The sequence below is a fragment of the Arthrobacter zhangbolii genome (assembly GCF_022869865.1).
Taxonomy (GTDB): domain Bacteria; phylum Actinomycetota; class Actinomycetes; order Actinomycetales; family Micrococcaceae; genus Arthrobacter_B; species Arthrobacter_B zhangbolii.
Genome location: NZ_CP094984.1, coordinates 3,200,704 through 3,226,315, shown reverse-complemented (window position 1 = coordinate 3,226,315; position 25,612 = coordinate 3,200,704). Strand labels below are relative to the sequence as shown.

Annotated in this window: 25 protein-coding genes and 1 pseudogene; 9 read left to right on the top strand and 17 right to left on the bottom strand. The window is 67.7% G+C overall.

The genetic code is table 11. From position 1 onward, the window contains the following. Positions 1-37 precede the first annotated feature (37 nt). From hpaD to MUK71_RS15035, 5 genes are all read left to right on the top strand, one after another. Positions 38-1,135 (top strand): 3,4-dihydroxyphenylacetate 2,3-dioxygenase, encoded by a 1,098-nt coding sequence (gene hpaD, locus MUK71_RS15055; RefSeq protein WP_227928507.1) that lies wholly within the window; start codon positions 38-40, stop codon positions 1,133-1,135. Between the two features lie 132 nt (positions 1,136-1,267). After that, entirely contained in the window at positions 1,268-2,053 is a 786-nt protein-coding gene (hpaH, locus tag MUK71_RS15050; RefSeq protein ID WP_227928369.1) for a 2-oxo-hept-4-ene-1,7-dioate hydratase, read from the top strand. Next, on the top strand, positions 2,038-2,838 hold the full coding sequence (locus MUK71_RS15045; protein ID WP_227928370.1) for an HpcH/HpaI aldolase family protein: 801 nt from the start codon (positions 2,038-2,040) through the stop codon (positions 2,836-2,838). Before hpaH ends, MUK71_RS15045 begins: the two co-directional genes overlap by 16 nt. 452 nt (positions 2,839-3,290) lie before the next feature. After that, complete coding sequence (locus tag MUK71_RS15040) at positions 3,291-4,166, top strand: alpha/beta hydrolase family protein (protein WP_227928371.1); 876 nt, start codon at positions 3,291-3,293, stop codon at positions 4,164-4,166. Further along, complete coding sequence (locus tag MUK71_RS15035) at positions 4,130-4,627, top strand: MarR family winged helix-turn-helix transcriptional regulator (RefSeq protein ID WP_244802793.1); 498 nt, start codon at positions 4,130-4,132, stop codon at positions 4,625-4,627. The genes MUK71_RS15040 and MUK71_RS15035 overlap by 37 nt, the downstream gene beginning before the upstream one ends. Positions 4,628-4,700: 73 nt before the next feature. On the opposite strand, the gene MUK71_RS15030 is transcribed toward MUK71_RS15035, so the two are convergent. From MUK71_RS15030 to MUK71_RS15000, 7 genes are read right to left on the bottom strand one after another with little or no spacing between them, the layout of a single operon-like run. Further along, complete coding sequence (locus MUK71_RS15030; RefSeq protein WP_227928372.1) at positions 4,701-5,453, bottom strand: glutamine amidotransferase; 753 nt, start codon at positions 5,451-5,453, stop codon at positions 4,701-4,703. A gap of 45 nt (positions 5,454-5,498) precedes the next feature. After that, positions 5,499-6,527 carry a phosphotriesterase family protein gene (locus tag MUK71_RS15025; RefSeq protein ID WP_227928373.1) on the bottom strand — a complete coding sequence of 343 codons (1,029 nt, stop codon included), beginning with the start codon at positions 6,525-6,527 and terminating at the stop codon, positions 5,499-5,501. Next, entirely contained in the window at positions 6,524-7,537 is a 1,014-nt protein-coding gene (locus tag MUK71_RS15020; RefSeq protein WP_227902886.1) for an ABC transporter permease, read from the bottom strand. The genes MUK71_RS15025 and MUK71_RS15020 overlap by 4 nt, the downstream gene beginning before the upstream one ends. After that, positions 7,537-8,292 carry an ATP-binding cassette domain-containing protein gene (locus tag MUK71_RS15015; protein WP_227902885.1) on the bottom strand — a complete coding sequence of 252 codons (756 nt, stop codon included), beginning with the start codon at positions 8,290-8,292 and terminating at the stop codon, positions 7,537-7,539. The genes MUK71_RS15020 and MUK71_RS15015 overlap by 1 nt, the downstream gene beginning before the upstream one ends. Positions 8,293-8,297: 5 nt before the next feature. Further along, on the bottom strand, positions 8,298-9,323 hold the full coding sequence (locus tag MUK71_RS15010) for a substrate-binding domain-containing protein (RefSeq protein ID WP_227902884.1): 1,026 nt from the start codon (positions 9,321-9,323) through the stop codon (positions 8,298-8,300). 12 nt (positions 9,324-9,335) lie between these two features. Further along, positions 9,336-10,235, bottom strand: a complete 900-nt coding sequence (locus MUK71_RS15005) for a carbohydrate kinase family protein (protein ID WP_227928374.1) — start codon at positions 10,233-10,235, stop codon at positions 9,336-9,338. A gap of 8 nt (positions 10,236-10,243) precedes the next feature. Further along, a complete protein-coding gene (locus MUK71_RS15000) occupies positions 10,244-11,086 on the bottom strand; it encodes a BtpA/SgcQ family protein (RefSeq protein ID WP_227928375.1) in 843 nt (280 codons plus the stop codon). Between the two features lie 228 nt (positions 11,087-11,314). Between MUK71_RS15000 and MUK71_RS14995 the strand changes: the two genes are divergently transcribed. The 3 genes and pseudogenes from MUK71_RS14995 to MUK71_RS14985 all read left to right on the top strand — a co-directional run. Further along, positions 11,315-12,310 (top strand): LacI family DNA-binding transcriptional regulator, encoded by a 996-nt coding sequence (locus MUK71_RS14995; protein ID WP_227928376.1) that lies wholly within the window; start codon positions 11,315-11,317, stop codon positions 12,308-12,310. 42 nt (positions 12,311-12,352) lie between these two features. After that, positions 12,353-13,429, top strand: coding sequence for a M20 family metallopeptidase (locus MUK71_RS14990; protein WP_227928377.1), 1,077 nt, complete (start codon positions 12,353-12,355; stop codon positions 13,427-13,429). 62 nt (positions 13,430-13,491) lie between these two features. Beyond that, positions 13,492-13,953: pseudogene (locus MUK71_RS14985) on the top strand (GNAT family N-acetyltransferase); the annotation flags it as partial. Between the two features lie 56 nt (positions 13,954-14,009). Here the strand turns inward: MUK71_RS14985 and MUK71_RS14980 are convergent. The 8 genes from MUK71_RS14980 to MUK71_RS14945 form a co-directional block, all read right to left on the bottom strand. After that, complete coding sequence (locus MUK71_RS14980; RefSeq protein WP_244802790.1) at positions 14,010-15,278, bottom strand: glycosyltransferase 87 family protein; 1,269 nt, start codon at positions 15,276-15,278, stop codon at positions 14,010-14,012. A 10-nt stretch (positions 15,279-15,288) separates the two neighbouring features. After that, positions 15,289-15,792 carry a GNAT family N-acetyltransferase gene (locus MUK71_RS14975; RefSeq protein WP_227928379.1) on the bottom strand — a complete coding sequence of 168 codons (504 nt, stop codon included), beginning with the start codon at positions 15,790-15,792 and terminating at the stop codon, positions 15,289-15,291. Positions 15,793-15,808: 16 nt separating this feature from the next. Continuing rightward, positions 15,809-16,594, bottom strand: a complete 786-nt coding sequence (locus MUK71_RS14970) for a GNAT family N-acetyltransferase (protein WP_227928380.1) — start codon at positions 16,592-16,594, stop codon at positions 15,809-15,811. Positions 16,595-16,910: 316 nt separating this feature from the next. Continuing rightward, complete coding sequence (locus MUK71_RS14965; protein WP_227928381.1) at positions 16,911-17,276, bottom strand: hypothetical protein; 366 nt, start codon at positions 17,274-17,276, stop codon at positions 16,911-16,913. A 134-nt stretch (positions 17,277-17,410) separates the two neighbouring features. Further along, positions 17,411-18,385: a hypothetical protein gene (locus tag MUK71_RS14960; RefSeq protein WP_227928382.1), complete on the bottom strand. Its 975-nt coding sequence runs from the start codon at positions 18,383-18,385 to the stop codon at positions 17,411-17,413. Positions 18,386-18,519: 134 nt separating this feature from the next. Then, positions 18,520-19,704 carry a hypothetical protein gene (locus tag MUK71_RS14955; RefSeq protein ID WP_227928383.1) on the bottom strand — a complete coding sequence of 395 codons (1,185 nt, stop codon included), beginning with the start codon at positions 19,702-19,704 and terminating at the stop codon, positions 18,520-18,522. Next, complete coding sequence (locus MUK71_RS14950; protein ID WP_227902873.1) at positions 19,701-20,039, bottom strand: PadR family transcriptional regulator; 339 nt, start codon at positions 20,037-20,039, stop codon at positions 19,701-19,703. The genes MUK71_RS14955 and MUK71_RS14950 overlap by 4 nt, the downstream gene beginning before the upstream one ends. Positions 20,040-20,129: 90 nt before the next feature. Further along, complete coding sequence (locus MUK71_RS14945; protein WP_227902872.1) at positions 20,130-20,606, bottom strand: MarR family winged helix-turn-helix transcriptional regulator; 477 nt, start codon at positions 20,604-20,606, stop codon at positions 20,130-20,132. 45 nt (positions 20,607-20,651) lie between these two features. On the opposite strand from MUK71_RS14945, the gene MUK71_RS14940 reads away from it, so the two are divergent. Then, positions 20,652-21,656: an EamA family transporter gene (locus MUK71_RS14940; protein ID WP_227928384.1), complete on the top strand. Its 1,005-nt coding sequence runs from the start codon at positions 20,652-20,654 to the stop codon at positions 21,654-21,656. A 96-nt stretch (positions 21,657-21,752) separates the two neighbouring features. On the opposite strand, the gene MUK71_RS14935 is transcribed toward MUK71_RS14940, so the two are convergent. Further along, positions 21,753-24,704: a molybdopterin-dependent oxidoreductase gene (locus tag MUK71_RS14935; RefSeq protein WP_227928385.1), complete on the bottom strand. Its 2,952-nt coding sequence runs from the start codon at positions 24,702-24,704 to the stop codon at positions 21,753-21,755. Continuing rightward, complete coding sequence (locus MUK71_RS14930; RefSeq protein ID WP_227928386.1) at positions 24,701-25,609, bottom strand: FAD binding domain-containing protein; 909 nt, start codon at positions 25,607-25,609, stop codon at positions 24,701-24,703. The genes MUK71_RS14935 and MUK71_RS14930 overlap by 4 nt, the downstream gene beginning before the upstream one ends. Between the last annotated feature and the right edge of the window lie 3 nt (positions 25,610-25,612).

Here is a 25,612-nt window from a genome sequence, read left to right as displayed (position 1 = left end):
CATCGCCTTACTTTTGCAAAGGAGCAAAACCATGGAGATTGAAAACCGCACCCCCACCCCCGGCATTGCCCCGCCGGACATTGTCCGCTGCGCCTACACGGACCTGGTGGTCACGGACCTGGAACGGTCCCGGAAGTTCTACGTGGACGTCCTCGGCCTGCACGTCACCGAAGAGGACGAAAACGCCATCTATCTCCGTTCGCTGGAGGAGTTCATCCACCACAACCTGGTGCTGCGCAAGGGCCCGGTGGCCGCCGTCGCCGCCCTGGCCTACCGCGTCCGCAGCCCCGAAGACGTGGACACGGCCGAGGCGTATTACAAGGAACTGGGCTGCCGCACCGAGCGCCGGAAGGATGGCTTCGTCAAGGGCATCGGCGACTCCGTGCGTGTGGAGGACCCGCTGGGCTTCCCCTACGAGTTCTTCTACGAAACCGAGCACGTGGAACGCCTCACCCAGCGCTACGACCTCTACTCCGCCGGCGAACTGGTCCGCCTGGACCACTTCAACCAGGTCACCCCGGACGTGCCCCGCGGCCGCGCCTACCTGGAGGACCTGGGCTTCCGCGTCTCCGAGGACATCAAGGACTCCGCCGGCGTCACCTACGCCGCCTGGATGCACCGCAAGCACACCGTGCATGACACCGCCCTGACCGGCGGCGACGGCCCGCGCATGCACCACATGGCCTTCGCCACGCACGAAAAGCACAACATCATCCAGATCTGCGACAAGATGGGCGCGCTGCGCATTTCCGACCGGATTGAACGCGGTCCCGGCCGGCACGGGGTATCCAACGCCTTCTACCTCTACATCCTGGATCCGGATGACCACCGCATCGAGATCTACACGCAGGACTACTACACCGGTGATCCGGACAACCCCACCATCACCTGGGACGTCCACGACAACCAGCGCCGCGACTGGTGGGGCAACCCCGTGGTCCCGTCCTGGTACACCGAGGCCTCCCTGGTCCTGGACCTGGACGGCAACCCGCAGCCGCTGACCAAGCGCACGGAGACCTCCGAAATGGCGGTCACCATCGGCGCGGACGGGTTCTCCTACACCCGGCCCGACGACGAGTCGGGCAGCTACGCGGGCGAGGCCGCCAAGGGCTTCAAGATCGGTACCCAGCTCTAGGGCCGGCCCCGCCGGAAAGGCCCGACGACGGCGCGGTAACGACGGCGGCGCGAGCCCGGCGCCGTCGTCGTCCTCCCGGACGCTGGTCCCACCCCGTCCCACCCTTAGTTTTAACGAACAGAAAGCAGCACGGTGCTAGATAAAGAGACCCTGAAGGCGGTGGCCGATGAACTGGTCGAAGCCAAGCGGACCCGGACCCCGGTGCCGCTGCTGACCGCCCGTTATCCCGAGATGACCGTGGAGGATTCCTACGCGGTGCAGAACCTCTGGGCGGACCGGCTGCTAGCCTCCGGCCGGAAGCTGGCCGGGCACAAGATCGGCCTGACCTCCAAGGCCATGCAGGCAGCCACCGGCATTACCGAGCCGGACTACGGCGTCATCCTGGATGACATGGTGCTGGAGAACGGCGCCGTTCTGCAGTGGGATGCCTACACGCATCCCCGCATCGAGGTGGAGCTGGCGTTTGTGCTGGGCAGGCCGCTGGCCGGCCCGAATTGCACGCTCTTCGACGTCCTGGACGCCACGGACTACGTGGTGCCGGCCCTGGAGATCCTGGATTCGCGGATCGAGATGGACGGCCGGACCATTGTGGACACCATCTCCGACAACGCGGCCATGGGCGCCATGGTGGTGGGCGGCAACCCGGTGAAACCGGCCGACGTCGATCTCCGCTGGGTCTCCGCCCTGCTCTACCGCAACCAGGGTATCGAGGAAACCGGCGTTGCAGCCGGCGTGCTGAACCACCCCGCCGCCGGCGTGTACTGGCTGGCGAACAAGCTCGCCGCGCACGGCACCTCGCTGCAGGCCGGGGAAATTATTCTTGCCGGATCGTTCACCCGGCCCATGTGGGTCTACAAGGGCGATACCGTCTTCGCTGACTACGGACCGTTGGGAACCATCACATGCCGCTTCGAGTAGAGCAAACCTTCGCCGCCCGGCTTGCCGCCGGCGGCCGCCAGACCGGTATGTGGGTCTGCTCCGGCAGCCCGCTGGTCGCTGAAATCTGCGCCGGCTCCGGCCTGGACTGGCTGCTGATCGACGCCGAGCACAGCCCCAACGGGATTGAATCCCTGCTGGCGCAGCTGCAGGCCGTGCACGGCTACCCTGTTAGTGCCGTGGTCCGCCCGCCCATCGGGGATGCGGTGCTGCTCAAGCAGTACCTGGACCTGGGCGCGCAGAACCTGCTGATTCCCATGGTGGACACCCCGGAGCAGGCGGCCGAGCTGGTCCGCGCCTTCCGGTATCCGCCGCACGGGATCCGCGGCGTGGGCAGCGCCCTGGCCCGTGCCTCCCGCTGGAACCGGATCGAGGGCTACCTCGAAAACGCCGCCGAGTCCGTGACGCTGCTGGTGCAGATCGAGTCCGTGGCCGCCGTCGACAACGTGGCTTCGATTGCCGCCGTTGAGGGAGTGGACGGGCTGTTCCTCGGTCCTGCTGATCTGGCCGCCTCCATGGGGCTGCTGGGCCAGCAGGAGCACCCGGACGTGGTCTCCGCCGTCGAGCACTGCATCCGGGTGGTGAAGGCCGCTGGCAAACCCGTGGGGGTGAACGCCTTCGCCGAGGCCACCGCCCGCCGCTATATCGACGCCGGCGTGGACTTTATTCTGGTGGGCGCCGACGTTGCGATGCTGGCCCGGGGGAGCGAGGCACTGGCGGCGAAGTACATCCCCGCTGCGGAGGGCGGGGACCGCGCGAGTTACTAAGCGGGCCGGAGGGTTCGCGGGAATCGAGAAGGCACAAATTACCGTTTTTCGGCTGAAAATCGGTAATTTGTGCCTTCTCGTTTGGCTGCCAACCTCGCGGTGACTCGGTTTTCCCACGCTCTGGTGCAGGTGGGGCGGATGTTTCCCCACGCGTCGCACCAGTAACACTCCGTGGGAATCTGTGCGGGCCGGGGAGAGTCCCGGCCTGGAAAATCGACCGGTTCGGGAATCTGCTGCCGGTTTGGGTTTTTGCTGCCCGTTTAAACCGGCAGTACAAACCCAAACCGGCAGGGAATCCACAAACCGGCGGCAAAGTGCCGGGCCCGTACAGCCAGCCTGCCAGCCTGCCAGCCAGCCAGCCAGCCAGCCTGCCAGCCCGCCACCCACCCCAGACCGAGAAGTCCGACCCCGAAGGGTATCCGCAACCGTTCGTCCCATGTATATTGTTTCGCATGCGAAATAATGACGTGACCTCGATCACTGCCGAACGGATTTCCATCCCGGTTCCCGCCGGCGGTGCGGTGGCCGGAACCCTGCGCCTACCCGACGGCACGGCCCGGGCCGCCGTCGTCATCCACCCGGCCACCGCGGTGGCGGAACGGCTGTACACCGGCTTCGGCGAATACCTGGCCGAAAACGGGTTTGCCGTGCTGACCTATGACTACCGCGGGACCGGCGCCTCGGGCAGCCCGAAGGCGAACCGGCAGCTGAGGATGCGCGACTGGATGGGCCAGGACGTCCCGGCGACGTCGGCCTGGATGCGGGACCGTTTCCCCGACCTGCCGCACCTGGCCGTGGGCCACAGCCTCGGCGCCCACGCCATGGCGCTGAACAACGGGCTGGAGGACCTGCGCGGATTCGTGGGCGTGGCCTCGCACGCCGGTGTCACCAGGGCCATTGAGGACCGGAAGGAACGGTTCCGGGTGGGACTGATCCTGAGCTTCCTCGGTCCGCTGACCGGCCGGCTGCTGGGCGCCGTGCCCGGCCGGAAGCTCGGCCTGGGGGAGGACATGCCCGGTGCCGCAATGCTGGAGTGGAGCGGCTGGAGCAAAAAACCGAACTACTTCTTTGATGATCCGAGCATGGATGCCGCCCGGCGCACCGCCGAGGTGAAGACGGACGCGCTGGTGATCGGGTTCACCGACGATCTCTGGGCGACGCCGGGGCAGATCAACGCGGTCTTCTCCCACCTGGTCAACGCCTCGGTGGAGCGGCGCACCTATTCACCTGCCGGGCACATGGGCTTCTTCCGCCGCAGTTCGCGTGAGAAGCTGTGGCCGGAGGTGCTGACGTGGTTGACGGAGAAAGCAGGGCTGAGCCCGCAGTAGGCGCGCCCCGCCGGAATGCCGAGCCGGGGGAGTCAGTGCGTACGGCGAAACCGCCGCGCCTGTTTTTCCTTACGCTGACCGCCGAACGCCGGCTGCGGCGCTGGATTGCCGGCCGGGGCAGGGAGCATGGCATCAGTGCCTCCGCGGGCGGGGTGCTCCTGTACGTCGCCTCCCATCCCGGCGCGAGCACGGGTGAAGTGGCCGACGCGGTGCAGGCGTCCCCGGCCGGGATGAGCGGGCTGCTGGCCCGGATGGAGTCCGCCGGGCTCATCACCCGTGCACCCGATCCGGCCGATGCCCGGACCATCCGCCTGGCCCTGACGCCGGCCGGAACGGAGGCGCTCGGCGTCGTCCACGGGGCCATCAACGAACTGAACACGCGCATCAATGACGGCTTCACCCCTGAGGAACTGGAAACGGTGGCCCGCTGGCTGCGGCACGTCTCCACGGCGTTGGACTGAGCGGGGCGGCCAAGCAACCGTACATAACGGATTGCTTGGCCGCCCCGTGAAACAGGCGCCGGGGGCACCCGTCTTATTGTTCGCCGGAGACCCAGCGGATGATGCCGTCAAAGATCTGCTGGTATCCCGGCCATTCCTCGCAGAAGGCCGCCGGAGCCCAGTGCGGGGAGCAGTCCGATGTGAAGACGGCGCTGCGTCCGGAACCATGCTCGGACAGCGCGATCAGCGGATCACCGTTAATGGATGCCACCAGCTCGGCACCGGGACGCAGCGTGGTGCGGTTGTAGCCCAGCAGTGCCGGCCACTCTTCGCCGGCGCTGCCCAACACCGCATGCCCGGGCATCTCCACCTTGGCGGTCAGGCCGGAGGGCAGCTCCCACCGGTCGTCCTCGGCCAGCATGCCAACCGGCAGCACCTCGGCGATGGCGGTATTGCGGAACGCGGCACGTGCCTGGAAACCGGAGAAGGACAGGTAACCGCCGATCATCACCAGCCCGCCCCCGGCGCGGGTCCAGTCGGCGAGTGCCTGCAGCCGGTCCTCGCCCGGCGTAAAGCGTTCAAAAACACCGGGGGCGAGCTGGATGGAGTTGGCGCCGATGTCCGAGAGCACAACGACGTCGTAGCGGCCCAGCGCCTCGGCGCTGCCGGGAAACTCTGTCGGCACCAGATGGGCCGGCATGTGGGTGACCTCGTGCCCGGCGGCTTCCAGGGCGTTCTTGAGCGGACCCACACCTTCCACGTAGGAGTGCACGGAGAACTCGTCGACGCCCTTGACGTGTGTGGAGGTGGTCATCCAGCTTTCGCCGGCAATTAGTACTTTGGCCATGATTCCTTCTTGGATAACTAGTGGTCTTGTAACTGGTGGAGTGGTTTATGCGTGGTGTGAATCGACAAACAGCTGCGCCGGATTCCTTGTCATCAGTTCCCTGGCGGTTTCCCCGGATACCCCGCGCTCCGCCAGGAAGCGGGGGAAAACGGAGGGAACAAAGCCGAAGCCGTTGCCGCCGTAGCGGCTGAGCATCCCCTTGAGGAATACGTCGTGGCTGAGCAGGATCCGGTCCCGGTAACCTGCCTCGATCAGCCGGGCCACCGCCTCCGCAGCCTGGTCCGGGGTTGGCGAGATGCCTTCGCCCGGGTAGCTGTACGGCATGCCGAGCATGTCGAAACAGAGGTAGGTGCCGCGTTTGGCCAGCTCCAGCTGGTAGCCGGGGTCCTCCGATGAGGGGTCCATGTGGCACAGCACCACTGCCTCGGGCCGCACCCCGCATTCATCCAGCACGATGTCCAGCACCCGGTGGCCAACCCGCAACCAGCCGGGGAGATGGACAAACAGCGGCACCCCTAACTGCAGCTGGGCACGGGCGGCGGCACGCAGCGATTTTTCCTCCGCGGCGGTGAACGACGGCGAGACGCCGATTTCCCCGATCACACCGGGACGCACGCCCGGCCGCTCGAAGTCGGCGAGAATCTGTGCGGTGAGCTCCTCCTCGGAGGCCGCCAGTTCCTCACCAGCCTGGAATTTCTGCAGGTACCATCCCGAACCCATCACTACCCGGACCCCGGAGGCCTCGGAATACCTCAGCAGGGCTTCGGGGTCCCGGCCCAGGCCGGGCGGAGTGAGGTCAATGACCGTAGTCCCGCCCGCTGCCCGAAAAGCGCTCAGATCCTCAACCACTGCTGCGGGGTCATGCAGGCCGCAGTTGTCTTTGCTGTTATACGGATGTTCGCGCAGGACAGGTGCCAGTTCTGCGGTCACCGGGCCGGCCAGCAGGGTCCGGATCTGCGGGTCCTCGGCGGGAGTGAAGGCACGCGCCAGATCGTTTGCCAGGTGCTCGTGCGGCAGGACAAGCCCCAGTTCGGTGTGCTCAACCGGGCCGCCAACCGTCTGGACAGTGGTCATTTTCCGCTCAACCTGCTGACGAGATCGGAGAGTTTCTTGCCGCGCATATTGATCCAGATCGCGGCGAGGAGGACGAGGCCGGTAACAATAGGGGTGAGGAACGGACTCATGCCCACCAGGGTCAGGCCGTTGGCGATCAACCCGGTGAGGATTGCCCCGATCAGGGTTCCCACAACCGTGCCGCGTCCGCCGAACAGGTCGGTACCGCCGATGACGACGGCGGCGATCACCGTCAGTTCGAGCCCGACGGCGGAGTTCGCCGAACCTGACCCCAGGCGGGCTGCGATCATCACGCCGGCGATGCCGGCGGCCAGGCCGGAGAGGGCCATGACCAGCATCTTGATGCGGCGGGTATTGACGCCGGCCCGGCGGATCGATTCCTCGTTGGAACCGATGCCGGTGACGTACTGGCCGAAACGCATCTTGTGCATAAGGATCAGTCCGGCGATGAAAACAACAATGCCGATCCAGGCCAGCCAGGAAATCCCGAGGAAGGAACCGGAGCCGATCTGCCGCATCACGGTCTGCTCGCCGATGGGAATGGAGAACCCTTCGGTAGAGAGCAGCGCCAGGCCACGGATCACGGACATGGTCGCTAGGGTGACGATGAAGGCCGGGATGCCCTGGTAACTGACCAGGTAGCCGTTGACCAGCCCCCAGGCGAGCCCCATGAGGCAGGCCAGCAGGATGACCACCGATGATTCCATGCCCGTGGCGATCAGTTCGGCACTGGTGGCTGCAATGAACGCGGCAATGGCGCCGACGGAGAGATCGATCTGTCCGGCCGTGATGACGAACGTCATGGCCACGCCGATCACCAGGACCGGAGCAATCTGGGTGGCCAGGTTGGCCAGGTTGCCCAGCGACAGGAACGCCGGGCTGGCGATGGAGAAAATCACCGCGATGAGCACGGTGACCGCACCCATCAGCAGCGTGGGTTTATTCGAGCGTTCCAGCCACGAAGGGGAACTGGTCCGGACGGCGCGTGCGGTCGGTGTGGGGGTAGTCATCAGGATGCCTCCGGGTACTCTTCGTCCGACCGGGTGATCATGGCGACGAGGGATTCAATGTTCAGGGAGCTGATGGGCCGGTCATCCACGCTCTGGCCCTCGTACATGGCGGTGACCCGGTCGCAGACCCGGAAGATGTCCTGCAGCCGGTGGGTAATCAGGATGACGCCCACCCCCTCCGCAGCAACCTGGCGGATGAGGCGGAGGACCGACTCCACCTCGGCCACGGCGAGGGCCGCCGTCGGCTCGTCCAGAATCAGCACGTCGGGCTTGAAGGAAACCGCCCGGGCGATGGCGACAGTCTGGCGCTGGCCGCCGGAAAGGGTACCGATTTCCTGGTGGGTGGACTTGACCCGGACATGCAGGTCATCCAAAACCTTGGCAGCCTGTTCGTGCATGGTCCGCCGGTCCAGGAACCTGCCCTTGACCGGCTCACGGCCAAGGAACAGGTTGCTCGCCACATCGAGGGTGTTGCAGAGGGCCAGGTCCTGGTAGACGATGCCGATGTTTTCCTTCTGCGCGTCACCGGGGCTGTTGAATTTCACGGACTTTCCGCGGATCAGGATTTCGCCTTCATCGTGCTGTTCGGCGCCGGCGAGCACCTTCATCAGCGTGGATTTGCCGGCGCCGTTGTCCCCCACCAGGCCAAGGACTTCGCCCCGGTGCAGTTTGAGGTCCACGCCCTGCAGCGATTTCACTGGACCGAAGGACTTCTTGATGCCTCGGAGTTCAACGAGGAGTTCGGGAGAGGTCATCGGGATCACTTCTTCAAGTAGTAGAGGTAATCGTCGACGTTCGACGGGGTGACGATCTGGGTGGGCACGGGAATGGTGCTTTCCACCTCGCGGCCGCAGCTCAGGTCCACGGCGGCGGTCATGGCGTCATAGCCGAACTGGAAGGTGTTCTGCTGGACCACGCCCTTGACGTAGCCCTCCTGCAGGCCGTCAACCGCGGCGTCGGACAGGTCCCAGCCGACAATGCTGACCCGATCCTGGGCGTTCTGGTTCTTGACGCCGGAGACGAGGCCGATCAGTGCCGGCTCACCGGTGGCATAGACGTATTCGAGGTTGGGGTTTCCGGTCAGGAGGTTTTCCGCGGAGCTCTGGGCGGTTTCCTGCACGTTCTTGCCGTCTACTACGGTGCCCACCTCCATGCCGCCGGACTTGATCGCGTCTTCGAATCCCTTCTGGCGTTCAAGCTGGATGGTGGAGTTCAGGGCGCCGACGATGCCGACGGGCCCGGCATCGCCGTCAGCTGCTTCCAGCAGGAACTCACCCATCTGGGCTCCGCTTTCCTCATTGGACGTGCCCACCTGGGTGGAGACCGCCGGGTCCTCGACGATGCCGTCAACGGCAACAACCTTCACCCCGGCCGCTGCGGCGGCCTTCAGTGCGGGCTTGATGCCTTCGGTATCGATGGCGGCCACGATCACTGCCTGCACGTTCTTGGCAACCAGGTTTTCCACGGCGTTGGCCTGCTGGATGGGGTCATCGTTGGCGCTGATGATCTGCAGGTCCACGTCCGCCTCATCTGCGATGGTCTGGGCGCCGGTGTTGATTTGGTTGAAGAACAGGGCCTGGAGATTCGGGGTGACCAGACCGATCCTCAGGTTGCCGCCGTCGGGGGCCTCGCATGTTTCGGGGATCCGTTCCGGCTGGGGGATTTCGGCAGCAACGGCGGCACCGGTGGAATCGGGGGTGTCAGCGGCCTCAGACGAGCCGTCGCAGGCCGAGAGGGTCAGGGCCAGAGCGGCGATGGACAGGGCGGCAGTAAATCGCTTTCGCATGGTGGGTCCTTTTCAGTGGGTGCCGTGGGTGGCAGGAACGGTCTGGAGGGTGGCAAGAAAGTCGCGAAGTTCAGCTCGGCCCGGTGATGCCCGGGCGCCGCGGCGGGTACAGGCCAGCGCTGCTGCGGCGGCTGCTGTTGTGGCAGCCGCAGCCGCGGTTTGTCCGAGGGCAAGTTCAGCGACATAGACTCCCGCGAAGCAGTCTCCTGCGCCGGTGTCGTCGACGGCCTCGACCCGGACGGCCGGGATATGGCGGACCGGCCGGCCTGGCTCGAGCAAATCCAGGCCGCCGGCGCCGCGGGTGAGCACAATGGTGGTTTCTTCGCGGCGGGACATTTCCTGCAGCTCTTCCAGTGAGAGTCCGCAGGTGTCCTCGAAGGTGCGGCGGCTGCCCAGCAGGTGCCCGGCGGCAGCGGCGGCATTGCGGACCTGGGCTGCAGTGTGACATCCGTCGATGTCCACGACGATGCGGGCCTCGGTGCGTGCCGGGAGCGGCTGTTCCCAGCGGTAACCGTCCACGTACAGCCAGTGCCCGCTACCGGGGTGGAGCCTGCCCAGGACGGCCTCGAGGTCATCACCGGTCAGGGCGTCATCCTCGCTGACGACGGCCCGCTCGCCATGCCGGTCCAGCAGGACGACGGCGTGGGTCAGGAAGGCATCGGTGCGGGACCAGGCGGTGGAGACACCTTCACGTTCCAAGGCGGCGAGGAACGCAGCGGATTCGGGATCCGCTCCCACCGCTCCGGCGAATACCGCGTCGGCACCGAACCGGGCTGCGGCCACGGCCGCATTCGCTGCCATGCCGCCGTCGTACAGCCGGATAGACCGGGCCTGGAGGCGTTCGCCCGGTGACGGCAGCACGTCCATCTGCACAATGACGTCCCGGTTCGCGTAACCACAAAAGGCAATCATGGTTCCGGCTACATCCCGGCGGCTTTTGCCACCGCGCGGACTTTGCTGCCTTCGGCCCGTCCCCACCAGCGGCCGTTGTCCTTTACCGATGACGCCACAATGGCTCCGTTGCATTCACCCAGCAGCTCAGCGGCGTTCTCAGCAGTGATGCCGGATCCGATGATGACGGGCAGGACAGTGCAGTCCCGGATACCGCGCACCTCCTCAACGCTGGCTGCATCCCCGGTCCGGGAACCGGTGGCAATCAGGACGTCAGCATCAAAGAACTCCGCGTCCTCGGTCTGCTCGGCGAGTGTGCGGTCGGCCACGATGGCATGGGCACCGTGCTTCACGTGGACGTCGGCGAACACCCGCACGCCCTGCGCCTGGATCCGTGAGCGGTAGCGCGTGGTGGCCGCGGCCTGGCCTTCGATGAACCCCTCGTTGGCGACGTAGGCGTTGGCCCACTGGTTCACCCGGATCCATCCTGCGCCGGCGGCATGCGCGGCAGCGACGGAGCACTCACCGGCGTTGGAGAGGATGCTGACCCCGATTCGCGGACCGAATTCCTCCACCACGCGGCGCGTGATGACAGCCATGGCTGCCGCAGTTTCGTAACCGTGCTCGCCGGGTTTCTGGAACGGAATGTCCCAGTGGTTTTCCACAATCGCGGTGCTGAAACCGTTCTCCAGATAAGTGCGTGCCTCCTGCAGCCCGTAAGCCGCGATCTCCTCGACCGGCTGCCCGCGGTAATGCGGGCTGCCGGGCAGCGGCGGCAGATGAATGGCGCCGACGAGAACCTTGTCCGCGGCGAAGAGCTCGGCGATGGCGGACGGTTTGGGTGGGAACACGCCCAGTGCTGGTGTCGACATGGGAGCCTCTCGGAATAGGTGAGAAAACGTTTCCTCGGTTTTGGACGATGCTAGGCCGAGCAACCGAAACGGTCAATACATTTCTTTTCCGCGTCGTCACATGTAAGTTCGTTGTAACGCCCCGGAAACAATGGTCAAATGAGGGATTTTTCCTCGGCTGGTTATCTCACCTGGAATGGGCCTAGTATCAGAAGACGTTTTCACAGCAGGGGGCTGAATTTGGAAAGGGTGACCATACGGACGGTCGCTGACGATGCAGGCGTTTCCATCGCCACGGTGTCCAGGGTCCTGGCAGGAGCCGAGACTGTGGATCCGGCACTGCGACGTGCCGTGCAGGTGTCAGTCCGAAAGCTCGGATATTCGCGCAACACCATCGCCAGCGCATTGCGCAGTTCCAAAACCCGCACCATCGGGATGGTCCTGCCGGAAATCGCCAACCCGTTTAATACGGATCTGGTGCAGGAGGTCGAAGACGCGCTGCATGCCCGGGGCTTCCAGCTGCTGCTGTGCAACGCCCATCAGGACGTCGAGCGGGAACGCGAAGCACTGCAGTCCCTGCTGGGTCAGCAGGTGGACGGTTTGATCGTCAGCCCCGTGGACGCGACAGGCAGCATGGAAGCCGTGCAGGCTGCCGCACGTGCACGGCCGCTGGTGCAGGTTGACCAGCGGATTGAAGGCCTCGACGCCGACTGGGTTGGCGTGGACGATGAGCGGGGCATCCGGCAGGTCCTCGAACACCTGGTGGAGCAGGGGGTCAAGTCGGTGGGATTCATTGGCGCCCGGGAAACAGACTCCTCCGGGGCCGCACGCCATCAGGCCTTTCGCAGGCTATGCCGGCACTTCGACCTGTCCTTTTCCGAGAACTGGATAATGCTGGGCGAGTACAGTGCCTCCTTCGGCCGGAGCGCGACGGCATCGATGGCCGAGCAGGGGACTCTCCCCGACGCGCTGGTGTGCGGAGCCGACATTATTGCCATTGGCGTGCTGCAGACCTGCCACCGGTCAGGGATTGCCGTGCCAAAGGATTTACAGGTCACGGGCTTTGACGACATTGAATTCGCCGATCTTTGCACGCCCCGGCTGACCACCGTCCGGCAGCCGCTGGAAGCGATGGCCCGGCAGGCGGTGCGCCTGCTGCTGGAGGACGGAGACGAAGCCTCTGTCCGGCTCGCGCTGGCTCCGGAAATGACACTGCGGGAAAGCACCGGAAAACCCGCCTCCTGATTCAGCGGGCGGAACTACAACGAAGAGCAGCAAGGAGCGTTGATGACCGAGGAACAGACCGTGCAGCTCCTGCAGGATCTGGTCAGGAGACAAACAGACTCCGGCGACCACGCGGCGCAGGAAGCGCTGCAGGGATTTGTGGCCGATCTGGTGTCTGCTTCGGCCCGGAATGTCAGGGTTCGCCGAAGCGGCCCGGGCGAATACCCCTGGACCCTGCTCACCGCAGGCGCAGGAGATGGACCGGTCCTGCTGTTCGCCTGCCACGTGGATACCGTGCCCGTGGGGGAGCCGGCCCGGTGGAGCCAGGCGCCCTTCGCGGCACGGATCGCTGACGGACGTCTGTACGGACGTGGCTCCACGGACATGAAGGGAGGGCTCGCCGCTGCGGTGGCGGCCCTGCTGGAAGCGGACCGGCTGGGCCGCAATGTGGGTCTGCTGATGACTGCCGACGAGGAGATTGGCAGCCTCGGAGCTCCCGACGCCGCTGCGGGGCTGGCCGGGCTGGATCTGGGGGCGGTGATTATTCCGGAGGCTACGCAGAACCGGATTGTGCTGGGTCATCGCGGGGCGTTGTGGCTGCGGGTCACCGCGGAGGGTCTGGCTGCCCACGGAAGCACGCCGGAACGGGGCGTGAACGCCGCGCTGAAACTCGCCGATGTCCTGGTGCGTGCCGGCAAGGAACTGCCCCTGGGAGCAGACGGGTTCCTCGGCCCCGAAACGTGGAATCTGGGGACGTTCTCCTCCGGAACCGCACCGAACATTGTCCCCGACGCAGCCGAAGCGGTGATCGATATGCGTATAGCCGGTGAGGGCACCACACTGCTGCAGTGGTGGCAAAGCCAGCCGGAGATCTCCGGGGTGGACGTGCTTTTGGCGCTGCCCGCGCTGCGCTCTTCCGTTGACGGGATCGAAGCGCTCGCCGCCGTCGAGGTTGATTCCAGCCCCGCGCCCTACTTCACTGACGGTGCGGTGCTGGCGCAGGCGGCGCCCGGTGTGCCGGTGCTCGTTTGGGGGCCGGGATCGCCTGCCCAGATGCACGCCGTCGACGAGTTCCTGGAGCTTGCGGCGCTGGAGGATGCTGCCAGGATGTTCCGCGCCCTGGTCGGCCGCTGGTCCTGATCCAGCCCTTCGGCGTTTCAACCTGATGCTCGGCACTAAAACCGGGGGTGGGCCAGCCTAGGATGGGCCGCATGAGCCAGAACCCCGCCAACTGGAGCCCCGTCACCACCGAGCATTTGCTGTTGCGCCGGCTGGAACGCACGGACTATGAGGCCGCGCTGCGGATCCATACCGATCCCCGTACCAATCTGCACAATCCCGTGACGCCCACCGCGCAGTCCGCGGCGAAGTTGCTGCAGGATTTCCTGGACCACTGGGACCGCGAAGGGTTCGGCTACTGGGCCGTGGCGGAGCGGGACGCCCCCGGCACCGTCATCGGCTTCACCGGGCTGCAGCGGGCAACAGTGGATGACCGGGACATCCTGAATCTCTACTACCGGTATGACCCCGCCGTCTGGGGCCGGGGCTACGCGAAGGAAGGGGCCCGCGAAGCCGTCCGCCGCGGCCGGGAACTACTGCCGGAGCTGCCGGTGCTGGCCCGGACCACCGCGTCCAACATCTTGTCCCAGCGGACCGCGCAGGCTGCCGGGCTGCAGCATCGGCCGGAACTGGACCGGCATTATGCCGGGCTGCCGGAGGTCTATCTGGTGCTGGGCTGGCCGGAGGGCTCCGCTGACGGATCCGCGGAGACCGGAGCGGTGGCCCAGAAGGCCAGCGCCGCCACCGGCAGCACCACGCCCAGCCCGGTGAACAGCTCCAGCGCCACCGGCCCCTGACCGCTCACCGTGCCGGTGAGCATCATGGTGACGGTGATCGAGGAGAGCATAAATACCGGCACCAGCGCCACCAGCAGGGCCGTGCCCGCGGCACGCACCCCGGCGCGCCGCCGTCGTACCGCCCCCCACAGCGCCGGCAGCAGCAGCGCAATCCAGACCCAGTGGTGGAACCAGGAAATCGGCGAGATGGCGAGCATCACCACGGCATTCGCGCTGATCGCCGCCACGGCATCCCCGCGGGCATCCGAACGCCGGATCGCGAGGAACCCCAAGACGACGACGGCGGCGGAGGCGAGCAGCCAGAGCGGACGCTGCAGCGCCTCGGGGGTGCCGAAATGGGCAATGAGCGAGTTCAGCGACACGTTGTACATATCCGTCGTGTCGCCGACCCGGTCCGCATTAAACAGCGAGTCGAACCAGAACGTCCGCGCCTGCTCCGGGGAGGCCAGCCAGCCTGCAGCCACGGTGGCGGCGAAGGTCCCGCCCATGGCCAGGATGGCCCGCCAGTCCTTCCGGACCAGGAAAATCAGCCCGAACGCCAGCGGCGTGAGCTTGATGCCCGCCGCCAGGCCGATCAGGATGCCGCGCGGGAACCTGGCGGACGCCGGGCGGAGCAGGTCCGCGACAATCAGCAGCATCAGCATCGGGTTGATCTGGCCGAAGCCCAGTCCCTCCCGCCACGGTCCCAGCACACCGATCAGCAGCACGGCCAGGACGGCGGTGCCGGTGCTGCCGCCGAGGGCATGGTGCAGCTTCGCCGGGAGCACCTCGCTGCGTTCCAGGTAGCGGGCCACGAGGAACCCGGTGACCAGCAGGCAGGCGCACGAGGTGGCCGTGATCAGCACCAGCCCCACGGCTTCGGGCAGGAACGCGAACGGGGTCAGCAGCAGGGCGGCGAAGGGCGGATAGGTGAACGGCAGCCCGCGGGTATCGGTCTGCACCAGCGCCGGGTCATACAGCCGGTGTTCGCCCAGGCCCAGGAACGCCCGGGCGCCCTCACGGTAGACGGTGAAGTCCAGCCCGTGGATCTGCGCGCCCAGCACCACCAGCAGCAGTGCCACCGGAAGCCCGACGGCGAGCCAGAGGACCTGCGTGCGGGTACGGGCGCGGGGTTCCGCCGTCGTTAGTGCCATGCCTGCCAGTTTAGTGGGCGGTCTCTTGCCGGCCGGGGACGGGGAACCGTCCGGAGGTATCCGCGTCCAGGGCCATGAACACGCTGTGCGGGTCCTCGGTGTAGCTGCCGAAGGGCGGGCATTCGGTGAACCCGTGCCGGGCGTAGAGCCGGCGGGCCGGGGCGAAGAAGTCCTCGGTGCCGGTTTCCAGCAGCACGGACCGGTACCCGCGCGCCTGCGCCTCGGCCAGGATGCCCTGCAGGATCCGGGTGGCGACGCCGAGCCCGCGGGCGGAGGCGGCGGTGCGCATGGACTTAATTTCCCCCTGATGCGGGTTCAGTTCCCGCAGGGCGCCGCAGCCCAGCAGCAGACCGTGCCCGCGCACCGTCCAAAAAGTGACGGACGGATCGCGCAGTGCTTCCGGATCCAGGGCGTGCACGCTTTCGGCCGGGGAGGTGGCGAACATGTCCGCCAGATGCTCTTCCAACAGGGCCAGCACATCCGGGGCGCAGGGGTCATCGAGCTGCAGGTTCACGGTTTGCCTGGCACTCTCAGCGCACCGGCGGCCGCGCCGCCATGGCCCGCTGGGCGGCGAGGATGGCGGTCAGGGTGCCGGGCTTGGCATGCTCCCGTGCGGCGGGGGCTGCGGCGGCATCGGCCGTCTCCGCCTCCGCTCCGGCTGCGGATGCGGCGGGCTGCAGGTCAAGGCGCATGAAGATGCTGCCCGGATCCGCCCGGTAGGTGCCGAACGGCCGGCAGTCGACAAAGCCGTGGCGCTGGTACAGCCGCCGGGAGGAGGCGAAGAAGTCCTGGGTTCCGGTTTCCAGCAGCAGGCAGGCGTAGCCGCGGGCGCTGGCATTGCTGATGATCTGCTGCAGCAGCACCTGGCCCACACCCAGTCCGCGGGCGTACGCGGCGGTGCGCATGGACGTGATTTCCCCGCACAGGCCGGTGGTGCCGCTGCCGGGGACTGGCGGGGTAAGTTCCTTGAGTGCGCCGCAGCCCAGCAGTGTGCCGTTTTCGCGCACGGTCCAGAAGCTCACCGACGGGTGCTTCAGGTAGGGAGGGGTCAGCCCGGCTGCGCCGGCTCCCAGCCCGGGGTACAGCAGGTCGCGGTTCTGGGCCAGCAGTGACATAACGTCGGATTTGGCCGGATCATCGCGCAGCAGGGTCACCTGGCGGGCCTTCTGCCCGGCACCGTTCTGGGCGGAGCGGATGGTGCGCAGCGTGTCCGGCAGGAAGGGCCGGGGCGAGCCGGCAATGCCGGGCCGTTGCCCCGCGGCGGCCGGCTGTACCGGCAGGGTGACCTGCTGTGAGGCGGGGGTGAAGGGATGCATTTCTACTTCTTCCGGGAACGGGACCAAGACGGGCTCCGGAAGGGTATCCGGCCGCCGGAGGGCCGGTATTTCTGTTGTACTCCCGGGCCCCCGCCGCGTCTTCTGCGCTGATTCTAACTGCTGTCCCGGTCAGGGACGCGGTGCCGGTCCAACGTGTCAGGGCAGCGTCATAAACGGCCGACGGCGGGTGGCCCGGCGCGGTGCCGGCCGTCGTCGTCGGACATGGGTGAGCTGTTCATATTCCGTCCCCTGCTTCCGCAGCAAACGCCGACCCTTCCTTGGGCCCTGGCCTAGGGGTTCCGTGCCGGGTGCTGCCTCAGGGTTGGCTGGCGAGGACCTGCGTATCCGCATAAGCGACGTTTCCGTCCAGCTCGAGGTAGGTCGGATCCGCTGGTTCCAGGCCCGGGCACTCGACGAAAAGCTGGTAATTTCCGTGCGGCTGGACAAACTCCACCACCCCGGCGGCATCCGAAATGCCAGCGGCGGCCCGGGGCGCCGGCGAAGTGCTGAACAGGGGATCCAGCCGGACCTGGCAATCCTGCACGGACTCCGTCTCGCCGGCCGGCTGCACTCTGACCGTCAGGAACACATGGCCGTCCGGAGGCATAGGCGCACTGTCGATCTGGCATCCGGACAGGACCGTCCCTCCGGCCATGGCCAGCATCGACAGCAGCTTGGCCATCCTGCGCGGCCCCGGCCCCGGCGGCCGCCCCCATGTCATCACCGGGACAGCGTAACCCTGCGGGCCGCTGGTGCCGGGAAATGCCCCGGACCGGGTTTCGCCGGCCCGGGGGCACGCCCGGAACAGTGCAGGGATCAGCTGTCCAGCAGGTCCTTCGCGGCCGCGGCAATCTGCGTGATGCGCGGGTTCAGCTTCTCCAGCTCCGCTGCGTGTTCCGCAACGGCGGCCTTCTTGGCCGCCAGGATCGACGCGGCAAATTCCTCCCGCACCCCGGTTTCCACGGAGCAGTTGTAGTACTTCACGGCCAGGGCCGCCTCCGCCGGGGTGGGCTCGTAGGAAATTTCGGTATCCGCGGGAATGATCTCCACCCCGGCGGACTGCTTCGGGCCGCTGTGTTCCGGGTATTCCACCGGGGCGCCGAGCTCGACCCCGGGCGCCATGCCGAAGAGCTGGTCCGGTGCGGCGGTTACCGGTTCCCCGGAGTCGGCCAGGCACTGCACCACTTTCGCCTGCAGGGGCTGCAGATCATCCATGGTGGGGTCAAAGATGCCCGAGAGCTTGCTGGCGAGCCGGTTGTATTCGATCAGGGTGTTCTCGGCGTCCTTCCCCAGCGCGGCCCAGGCCTTGGTGTCGCAGGCGGAGGCGACGGCGTCGAAGGCTGCATCGTGCACAAAGACCTTGGCGGGGGCGGGCTGCTCCGCCTCGTACCGCAGGCCCCGGTCGGTGGCATCCTGCACGCTGTCGAAGAAGGCGTCAGTGACGGTCAGCTGATCCAGCAGCTCGCTGCGGTACTGGGCACGGGGTTCGGTGGGGATGAACTGGGCGTACTCGGAGTAGCCGTTGTCCGCGTAGCACTGGAAACGGAGCACGTCCTGGGCAAAGAACGCCTGGTCCATTTCCTCGGCCAGGTAGGCCTCGAACGGGTCGGCGGAGGAATCCGCCACCACGGTCAGCCCGGCATCAGCGGAGCAGCCGGCCAGTGTTGCCGTGCCGATCAACAGTGCGGAGCCGAGGCCGGCGAGATAACGACGACGGCGGCCGGGCATGGGGGATGCGGAGCCCTGGGCGCGGTCCGGGCGGCGGGAAGGGGTGCTCACGGAGAGGTTCATGATGTGCCTTTCGAGACTGGTGCGGGTGTGCGGCAGTACCGGACCGGCTCATCGGGAGCGTGTCCGTGGAACGTTATTCGGGAGGGAATGCGGTGGTGCGGGTAAGGCGGGTGGGCTCAAGCGGGCCACACGTCTTAGGTGGTGCGGGGGAGGCCTTGCCTACGGCGGGAGCCGATGCTTCCGAGACGCAGGCCGACGGCGGTCAGCGCCGCGGCCGCGACCGGAGCCAGGAGCAGGAAGCCCCCGCCCCAACCGGCGTCAGCCGGCAGACCGGAACCGGTCAGGGCCCCGTCCAGTACCGCCCCGTCCAGCAAACCGCCGTCCAGCAGACCACCGTCCAGCAAACCACCGGACCAGAGCCGGACCAGCAGGGGCACGGCAGCCACGGCCAGGCCCACGGTCCAGGGCAGGGCGCGCCGTCCGCTGGCCAGCAGCATGCCCGCCAGGAGCATCAGGAACACCGCCGCCAGGGTGAGGGAGCGGGCATCCACGGCTATCAGGCTGTCGGTGTCGTAAAAGAACAGTGCGGCACCGCCGGGGAGCCGGTTCACCGCGAGCATCACCCCGCCCCATGAAACACCGGCGGTGACAACGGCCAGCAGCAGCCGTCCGGAGGTAGTGGTGGCAGGGTTGCCGGCCAAAGCCAGCAGCGCCAGTGCGCTCACCCCCAGCATGGGAACCAATGGGGGCGCCAGCACCTCCATCCAGGTGCCGGCCAGACTGACCAGGGGAGCCGCAGCTGCGACGCTGAGGTGCAGCGTCCGGCGCAGAGCCCGCCGGCCTGCCAACGTAGCCAGGAACCCGGCGATCAGTGCCAGATACACCACTGCGGCCGCCGTCGTGAACGGTCCCAGCGGCAACAGGGACTCGCCGAACCCTTCACCGGTGGGCCGCCAGCGCAGGGTTCCCGGGCGGACCCATGGGCCCCATTCGCCCAGCAGTGTCAGGGTGAGGGCCAGGTAGGTGGCCAGCACCGTGGCGGTGAAGGCGATGCCGTTGCGGCGCGTCCGTCCCACCGCGCCGAGCAGGGCCAGGGCGCGGGCGGCCAGGCCGTTGCCCACCAGGTTAATCAGCTCTGCCGGAGTGGGGTGGGTACGGTGTTCGCTGCGCGCGACGTCGAGCAGCACGCCGATCATTTCCGCACCCTGTTCCCGGCGCCAGCTGCCGGGGTAGGCATACAGTGCCCTGGCGTAGGCTGCCTCCAGTGCGGTGGTGTCCCTGCCGGTTTCAGGAGCTGGGCTGCCGTGCGCCTGTCCGGAGGTGCCGTGCGCCTGCCGGGAGGGGCGGGCGGCTTGCCGGGGCGCGCCGTCGGTGTTCATGCGCCGGCCTGTGCTGCGCGCAGCTTCAGCTTGGACATGGCCTGCCGGGCGTTGGCCGCCAGCCGTTCGGCTTCGCGGCCCAGTGTGGCGGCGCCGTTCTCGGTGATTCGGTAGTAGCGGCGTGCGCGGCCGTCCACCACGTCCTCGCCGGAAATCTCCACCAGGCCGTCTTCGCGCAGCCGGTCCAGCACGCCGTACAGGGTGCCGGGCTGCAGCTTCACGCGGCCGCCGGAAAGATCCTTTGCCTCGGAGATCAGGGCGTAGCCGTGCTTGGGCCCGTCTGCCAGGGCGGAGAGGACCAGGAAGGTCGGTTCGCGCATCTCATGCTTGCTCATGCCCTGAACGATACTCAGGAAAACTGAATATAGGGAACAAATATATATAACGCTTAGGACACGGTTTTGCTGGGGGTATTCCGGCCCGCGTCAGGCATCCAATTTCGCCAGCAGTGCGGCCAGTGCGGCGCGTTCGCCCTCACCCAGGGCCGCCAGCAGTTGCTGTTCGGTGGCCACGTGGTCAGGGAGGGCGGCGTCGACGGCGCTCCGGCCCGCATCCGTCAGCGAGACCAGCTTGCCCCGCCGGTCGGCGGAGCTGGGGGAGCGCCGCACGTACCCCTGCGCCTCCAGTCGGTTCAGCCGCTGGGCTATGGCGGCGGAGGTGACCATGGAGCTGGCACTGAGGTCCTTGGGGGTGAGTGTGTACGGCGGGCCGGAGCGGCGCAGTGTGGCCAGGACGTCAAAGGAGGCCGCGTCCAGGCCGTGTTTGGCGAACGTTTCCGCCAGCTGTTCATCGAAGCGGCGTGCCACCCGCGACAGCCGCCCCACCACGGCCATCGGCGAAACATCCAGGTCCGGCCGCTCCGCTGCCCACTGCTCCAGGACCCTGCCTACGTGATCAGTCATGATTGCACTCTAGCAATTTGCTAAGCACTTAGCTATATTAGCTAAGTGCTTAGCAAAACCTTGATCCTGACCCTAACGACGGCCCTGGCGCCGATTGTTTGGGGAACCACGTACATCGTGGCAGCGGAACTGCTGCCGCCGGAGCGGCCCCTGCTGGCCGCCTTGCTGCGCTCCCTGCCCGCAGGGCTGCTGCTGCTTCTGCTGGTGCGGCGGCTGCCCCGCGGCCAGTGGTGGTGGCGTTCGGCAGTGCTGGGAGTGCTGAATATCGGGCTGTTCTTTGCGCTGCTGTTTGTGGCCGCCTACCGGCTGCCCGGCGGGGTGGCCGCCACGGTGGGTGCCGTGCAGCCGCTGCTGGTGGCGCTTTTCGCCTCGCGCTGGATCGGGGAACGGCTGACCGGACGGAAACTGGCGGCAGGTACCGCCGGGATGGCCGGCGTCGGGCTGCTGGTGCTGCAGGCACAGGCCCGTCTGGACGCGGTGGGTGTGGCGGCTGCGCTGGGAGGGGCGGTAGCCATGGCCGCCGGGGTGGTCCTGACCAAAAAATGGGGTGTCCCGGATACGCTGCTGGCCGCCACGTCCTGGCAGCTGATCGCCGGCGGAGTGTTCCTGCTTCCGCTGGCGCTGCTGGTGGAAGGACCGCCGCCCGCCCTGACCGGCATCAACCTCGCCGGTTATGCCTATCTCTGTCTGATCGGCTCCGCCCTGGCCTACAGCCTGTGGTTCCGCGGCCTGCACCGGCTTCCGGCGTCCAGTGCCGCATTGCTCGGGCTGCTCAGTCCGGTGGTTGCTGCCGCGGCCGGCTGGCTGCTCGCCGGGCAGGCGCTGAGCCCCGGCCAGTGTCTTGGCGCGGCTGTCGTTCTGGGTGCACTGGTGCTGGCCGGTCCTGCCGGCAGGGCACTGAGGAAGAAGCCCATCGGTGGGGAAAATTCCTCCACTTTGGGAAAACGCCTCCAGTTTGGGAAATCCCTCCGCTGCAAACCGGCAGCGATTTCCCAAACTGGAGGGAAAACGGACAAAGCGGAGCGAAACGCCATCAGCCGGAGGGGCTGAGCCGCACCCGCAACCCCTACACCGCCGGGGCAGCCGGAGGGGCTGAGCCGCACCCACCGGCCTGCCGCCGGGGCGCGGCCCGGCGCGCCGGCAGCCCTACACCGCCGGAGCCGGAGCGTCCCGTTCGCGCAGCCCGGCGGCCAGGTTCCCGGCGGCCTGGGCGTCGCCGTGTACATCGCCGGAATCCTCCCGGGCCGCCCGCATGCCCAGGTAGATGGTGTCCCGGGCAAACGGCAGCCGGGCGAACCGGATCCCCGTGGCGTCCCGCAGGGCGTTGGCCAGGGCGGGAGCCACCGGGTTGAACGGGCTCTCGCTCATGGACTTGGCGCCCATCGGCCCCAGCGCATCATCGGTTTCCGCGAAGAAGACCTCCGTGCGCGGCACATCGGCGAACGTGGGGATGTGGTACTGGCGCAGGATCCGGGTTTCCACCGTACCCTCGGCGTCAATTCGCACCTCCTCATACAGTGCAGCTCCCAGTGCCTGGGCAATGCCGCCCTCAATCTGGCCGCGGCACTGCACCGGGTTCATCACGACGCCGGCGTCCGCGGCATGCACGCTCTGCAGGATCCGCAGCTCGCCGGTGCCCGCGTGGACCGCCACCCGGAAGCCCTGCACATTGAAGGCCACCGAGCGCGGCGTGCCGCCCCAGCGGCCCTCGGCGGACAGGTCGATCTCCTCGGCCCTGGCGCGGGCGGCGACGTCGGCCAGCGGGATCCGTTCGCCGTCGCACTCCACACAGTCGGCCAGCAGCTGCACCTGGGCCGAGGTGTTGGAAAACAGGGACGCCGCAAAGCCTTTGAGCAGGGTGGCCAGTTCCTGCGCGGCAGCCAGCGAGGCCTTGCCCGCCACCACGGTGCCGGTAGAGCCGTAGGCGCCGGTGTCGTGGTCCACCAGATCGGTGTCCGACTGCCGGATCACGATCCGGTCCGCGGTGGTATGCAGTGCGGTGGAGGCCAGCTGCGTGTGCACGGTGGTGGTGCCGTTGCCGAACTCCGAGGTGCCCACGTCCAGTCCGTACCGGCCGTCCTCCTGCAGGGAGATCTTTGCGTGGCTGATGTGTCCGCGCGGCGGCACGGTGTCGATCATGGCGACGGCGGTGCCCTCGCCAATCAGCCAGCCGTCGACGTCGTCAGCCCCGCCGTCGTCCACGACGGGAGCGAACCCGCCGCCGTCCGCCCCGCCGTCGTCCGCCCCGCCGTCGCCGGAAAGCTCCGATGCCGCGGGCAATTGCGCCCCGGAGGTTTCCGGCCGCTGCCGTCCCTCGGCCAGCGCGCCGGAGACCAGGTCAATGCACTGGTCCAGCCCGTAGCTGCCGTAGTGCACGTCCTCGGCCGGTTCGGGGGCGGTGGAAACCATGTCATCGCCCTTGGCCACCACGTTGCGGCGGCGGAATTCCAGCGGATCCATGCCCAGCCCGCGGGCCAGCTCGTCCATGGCGGATTCGATGGCGTAGATCATCTGGCTCAACCCGTAGCCGCGGAAGGCACCGGAGGGCAGCGTGTTGGTGTAGACCGAGCGGGCGTCCACCTTTTTGTTGTCGCATTTATACACAGCCACGGATTCCCCGCAGCCATGGAACATCACGCCGGGCGCGTGGTTGCCGTAGGCCCCGGTGTTCGCCGTGACGTCCACCGCAAGGGCGGTCAGGGTGCCGTCCGCTGCGGCGCCGGCGCGGACGTGCACGGCAAAGGGGTGCCGGGTGGTGGTGGCGGTGAACTGTTCCTCGCGGGTCAGTTCCAGCTGTACCGGCCGGTTCAGCTTCAGGGCTGCCAGGGCCACAATGTCCTCGGTGAGCATTTCCTGCTTGCCGCCGAACCCGCCGCCCACCCGGCCGGTGAGCACCCGCACCGAAGCCGGCTTCAGGCCGAATACCCGGCACAGCGCGCGGCGGATCAGGAACGGAACCTGCGTGGAGGTGCGCACCACCAGGCGTCCCTTGTCATCAAAGGACGCGATGGAGCCGTGCGTTTCCATTGCCACGTGCTGCAGCCGCTGGCTGACGTAGGTGTTCTCGTGCACGACGGCGGCTGCCGCGAGCCCGGCCTCCGCGTCGCCGAGCTCCGAATGCAGTTCCGCCACGATGTTCCCCGCCGTGCCGGGGTGGACCTCGGGTGCGCCGTCGGCCAGTGCGGCGTCGGTGTCCAGCACGGCGGGCAGCAGTTCGTACTCGACCTTCAGTGCGCGCACGCCTTCCGCGGCAGCACCCACCGATGCGGCGACGACGGCGGCCACCCGCTGGCCGCGGAAACGCACCACGGTGTCCAGGATCCGGGTGTCGTCGGGATCGTCGGTGTGCAGTTCGTGCTGGGCAGTGGAGAAGAGCTGGTCCGGGGCGTCCTCGTGCGTGAGCACCGCTTCGACACCGGGCACGGCCAGGGCAGCGCTCGCATCGATGGCAACAATCCGGGCGTGCGCGTGCGGGGAACGCAGGATCTTCATGTGCAGCAGCCCGGGCAGCTCGGCTGCCCGAACGTCCATGGTGTAGCGGGCGCGGCCGGTGACAATGTCCGGGCCGGCCGGGGCCGGCACGCTGGTGCCGACGGTGCGCGGCGCGGGGGTGCTGGCCGCGGCGGCGCCGTCCTCCGGAGCCGGGGCGCCGTCGTCGGGCACGTCCACATGCCGGTGCCCGCAGACCGCGTCCCCGATGGCGCGGTAGCCGGTGCAGCGGCACAGGTTGCCCTTGAGGTTCCGCGGCAGGTTGGCCTTCTGTTCCTCGTCGAAGGTGGCGGCGGTCATCACCATGCCGGCGGTGCAGAAGCCGCACTGGAAGCCCTGGGCGTCCAGGAACTGCTGCTGCATCGGGTGCAGCCCGTCCTCACCGGCCAGGCCTTCAATGGTGGTGATTTCCCGGCCCTCGGCGCGCACCGCGGGGTAGAGGCAGCTGTGCACGGGTTTGCCGTCAACGTGCACGGTGCAGGCGCCGCAGTCCCCGGCGTCGCAGCCCTTTTTGACTCCCAGGTTGCCCTGTTCGCGCAGGAAGGTGCGCAGGCACTGGCCGGGGAAGGGGGTGGCCTCCACCTCGGCGTCATTGATCCGGTAGGTCACAGGGAACCCTCCTTCGGGGCAGGGGTGTTGGCGGAAGCGGAAGCAGCGGGGGGAGCCGGCGCGGAAGCAGCGGGGGGCGCCGGAGCGGCGAGTTCGGCGCGGATTTCCTCGGCCAGCCGGTCCGTCATGTAGTGCCGCCATTCGGGCAGGCCGTGCACATCGTCGTGCCAGAGCGCGGCGTCGATGCTGCGGTCCAGCTCGGCGCGCAGCTCGGCCCGGGTGGGCACGGCGGCGAACCGCAGCTGGACCGGACGCTTGGTGGCGGCGGTGACGGTCAGGACAAACGTGCCGTCCTCATCCAGCCGGCCGATCACCAGCACCCCGGAGCGGCCAAGGTTGGTCAGGGACAGCCGCCGGAACGCGGTGCGGGCCCGCAGGGCGGACGCGGGCAGGGTGACGCTGCGCAGCAGTTCGCCCGGAGCCAGCGCGGTGCGGCCGTCGCCGATGACCAGCTCGGTCACGGGCAGCCGGCGCGAGGTGCCGTCCGGGGAGTGGACCAGTGCGACGCCGTCCAGTGCCGTGGTCAGCGACGTCATGGGTCCGGCGGGCAGGCCGGTGCAGATGTTCCCGCCCACGGTGGAAACATTCCAGACCTTAAAGGAGGCGACAAAGGAATCACAGCACAGCGGAATCAGGCCCAAAGCCGGCCACTGCTCCCGGGCCGCGGCCGGGGCGGCGTCGGGGAAGGCGAACAGCTCGGCGATGGTGCAGGTGGCGGCGATCTCCAGGCCGTCCTCGGACACCGTCAGGGATTCCCAGCCGGCGGCGGTGATATCCAGCAGCCGGGCCAGCGTGTCCGATCCGTAGGAGAACAGCACCGTGCCGCCGGCCATCCAGGCATCCCCGGGGCGCCACTGCTGCGGATCCGCGGTACGGATGACGTCGGAAACGGTAGGCATGTCCATAGG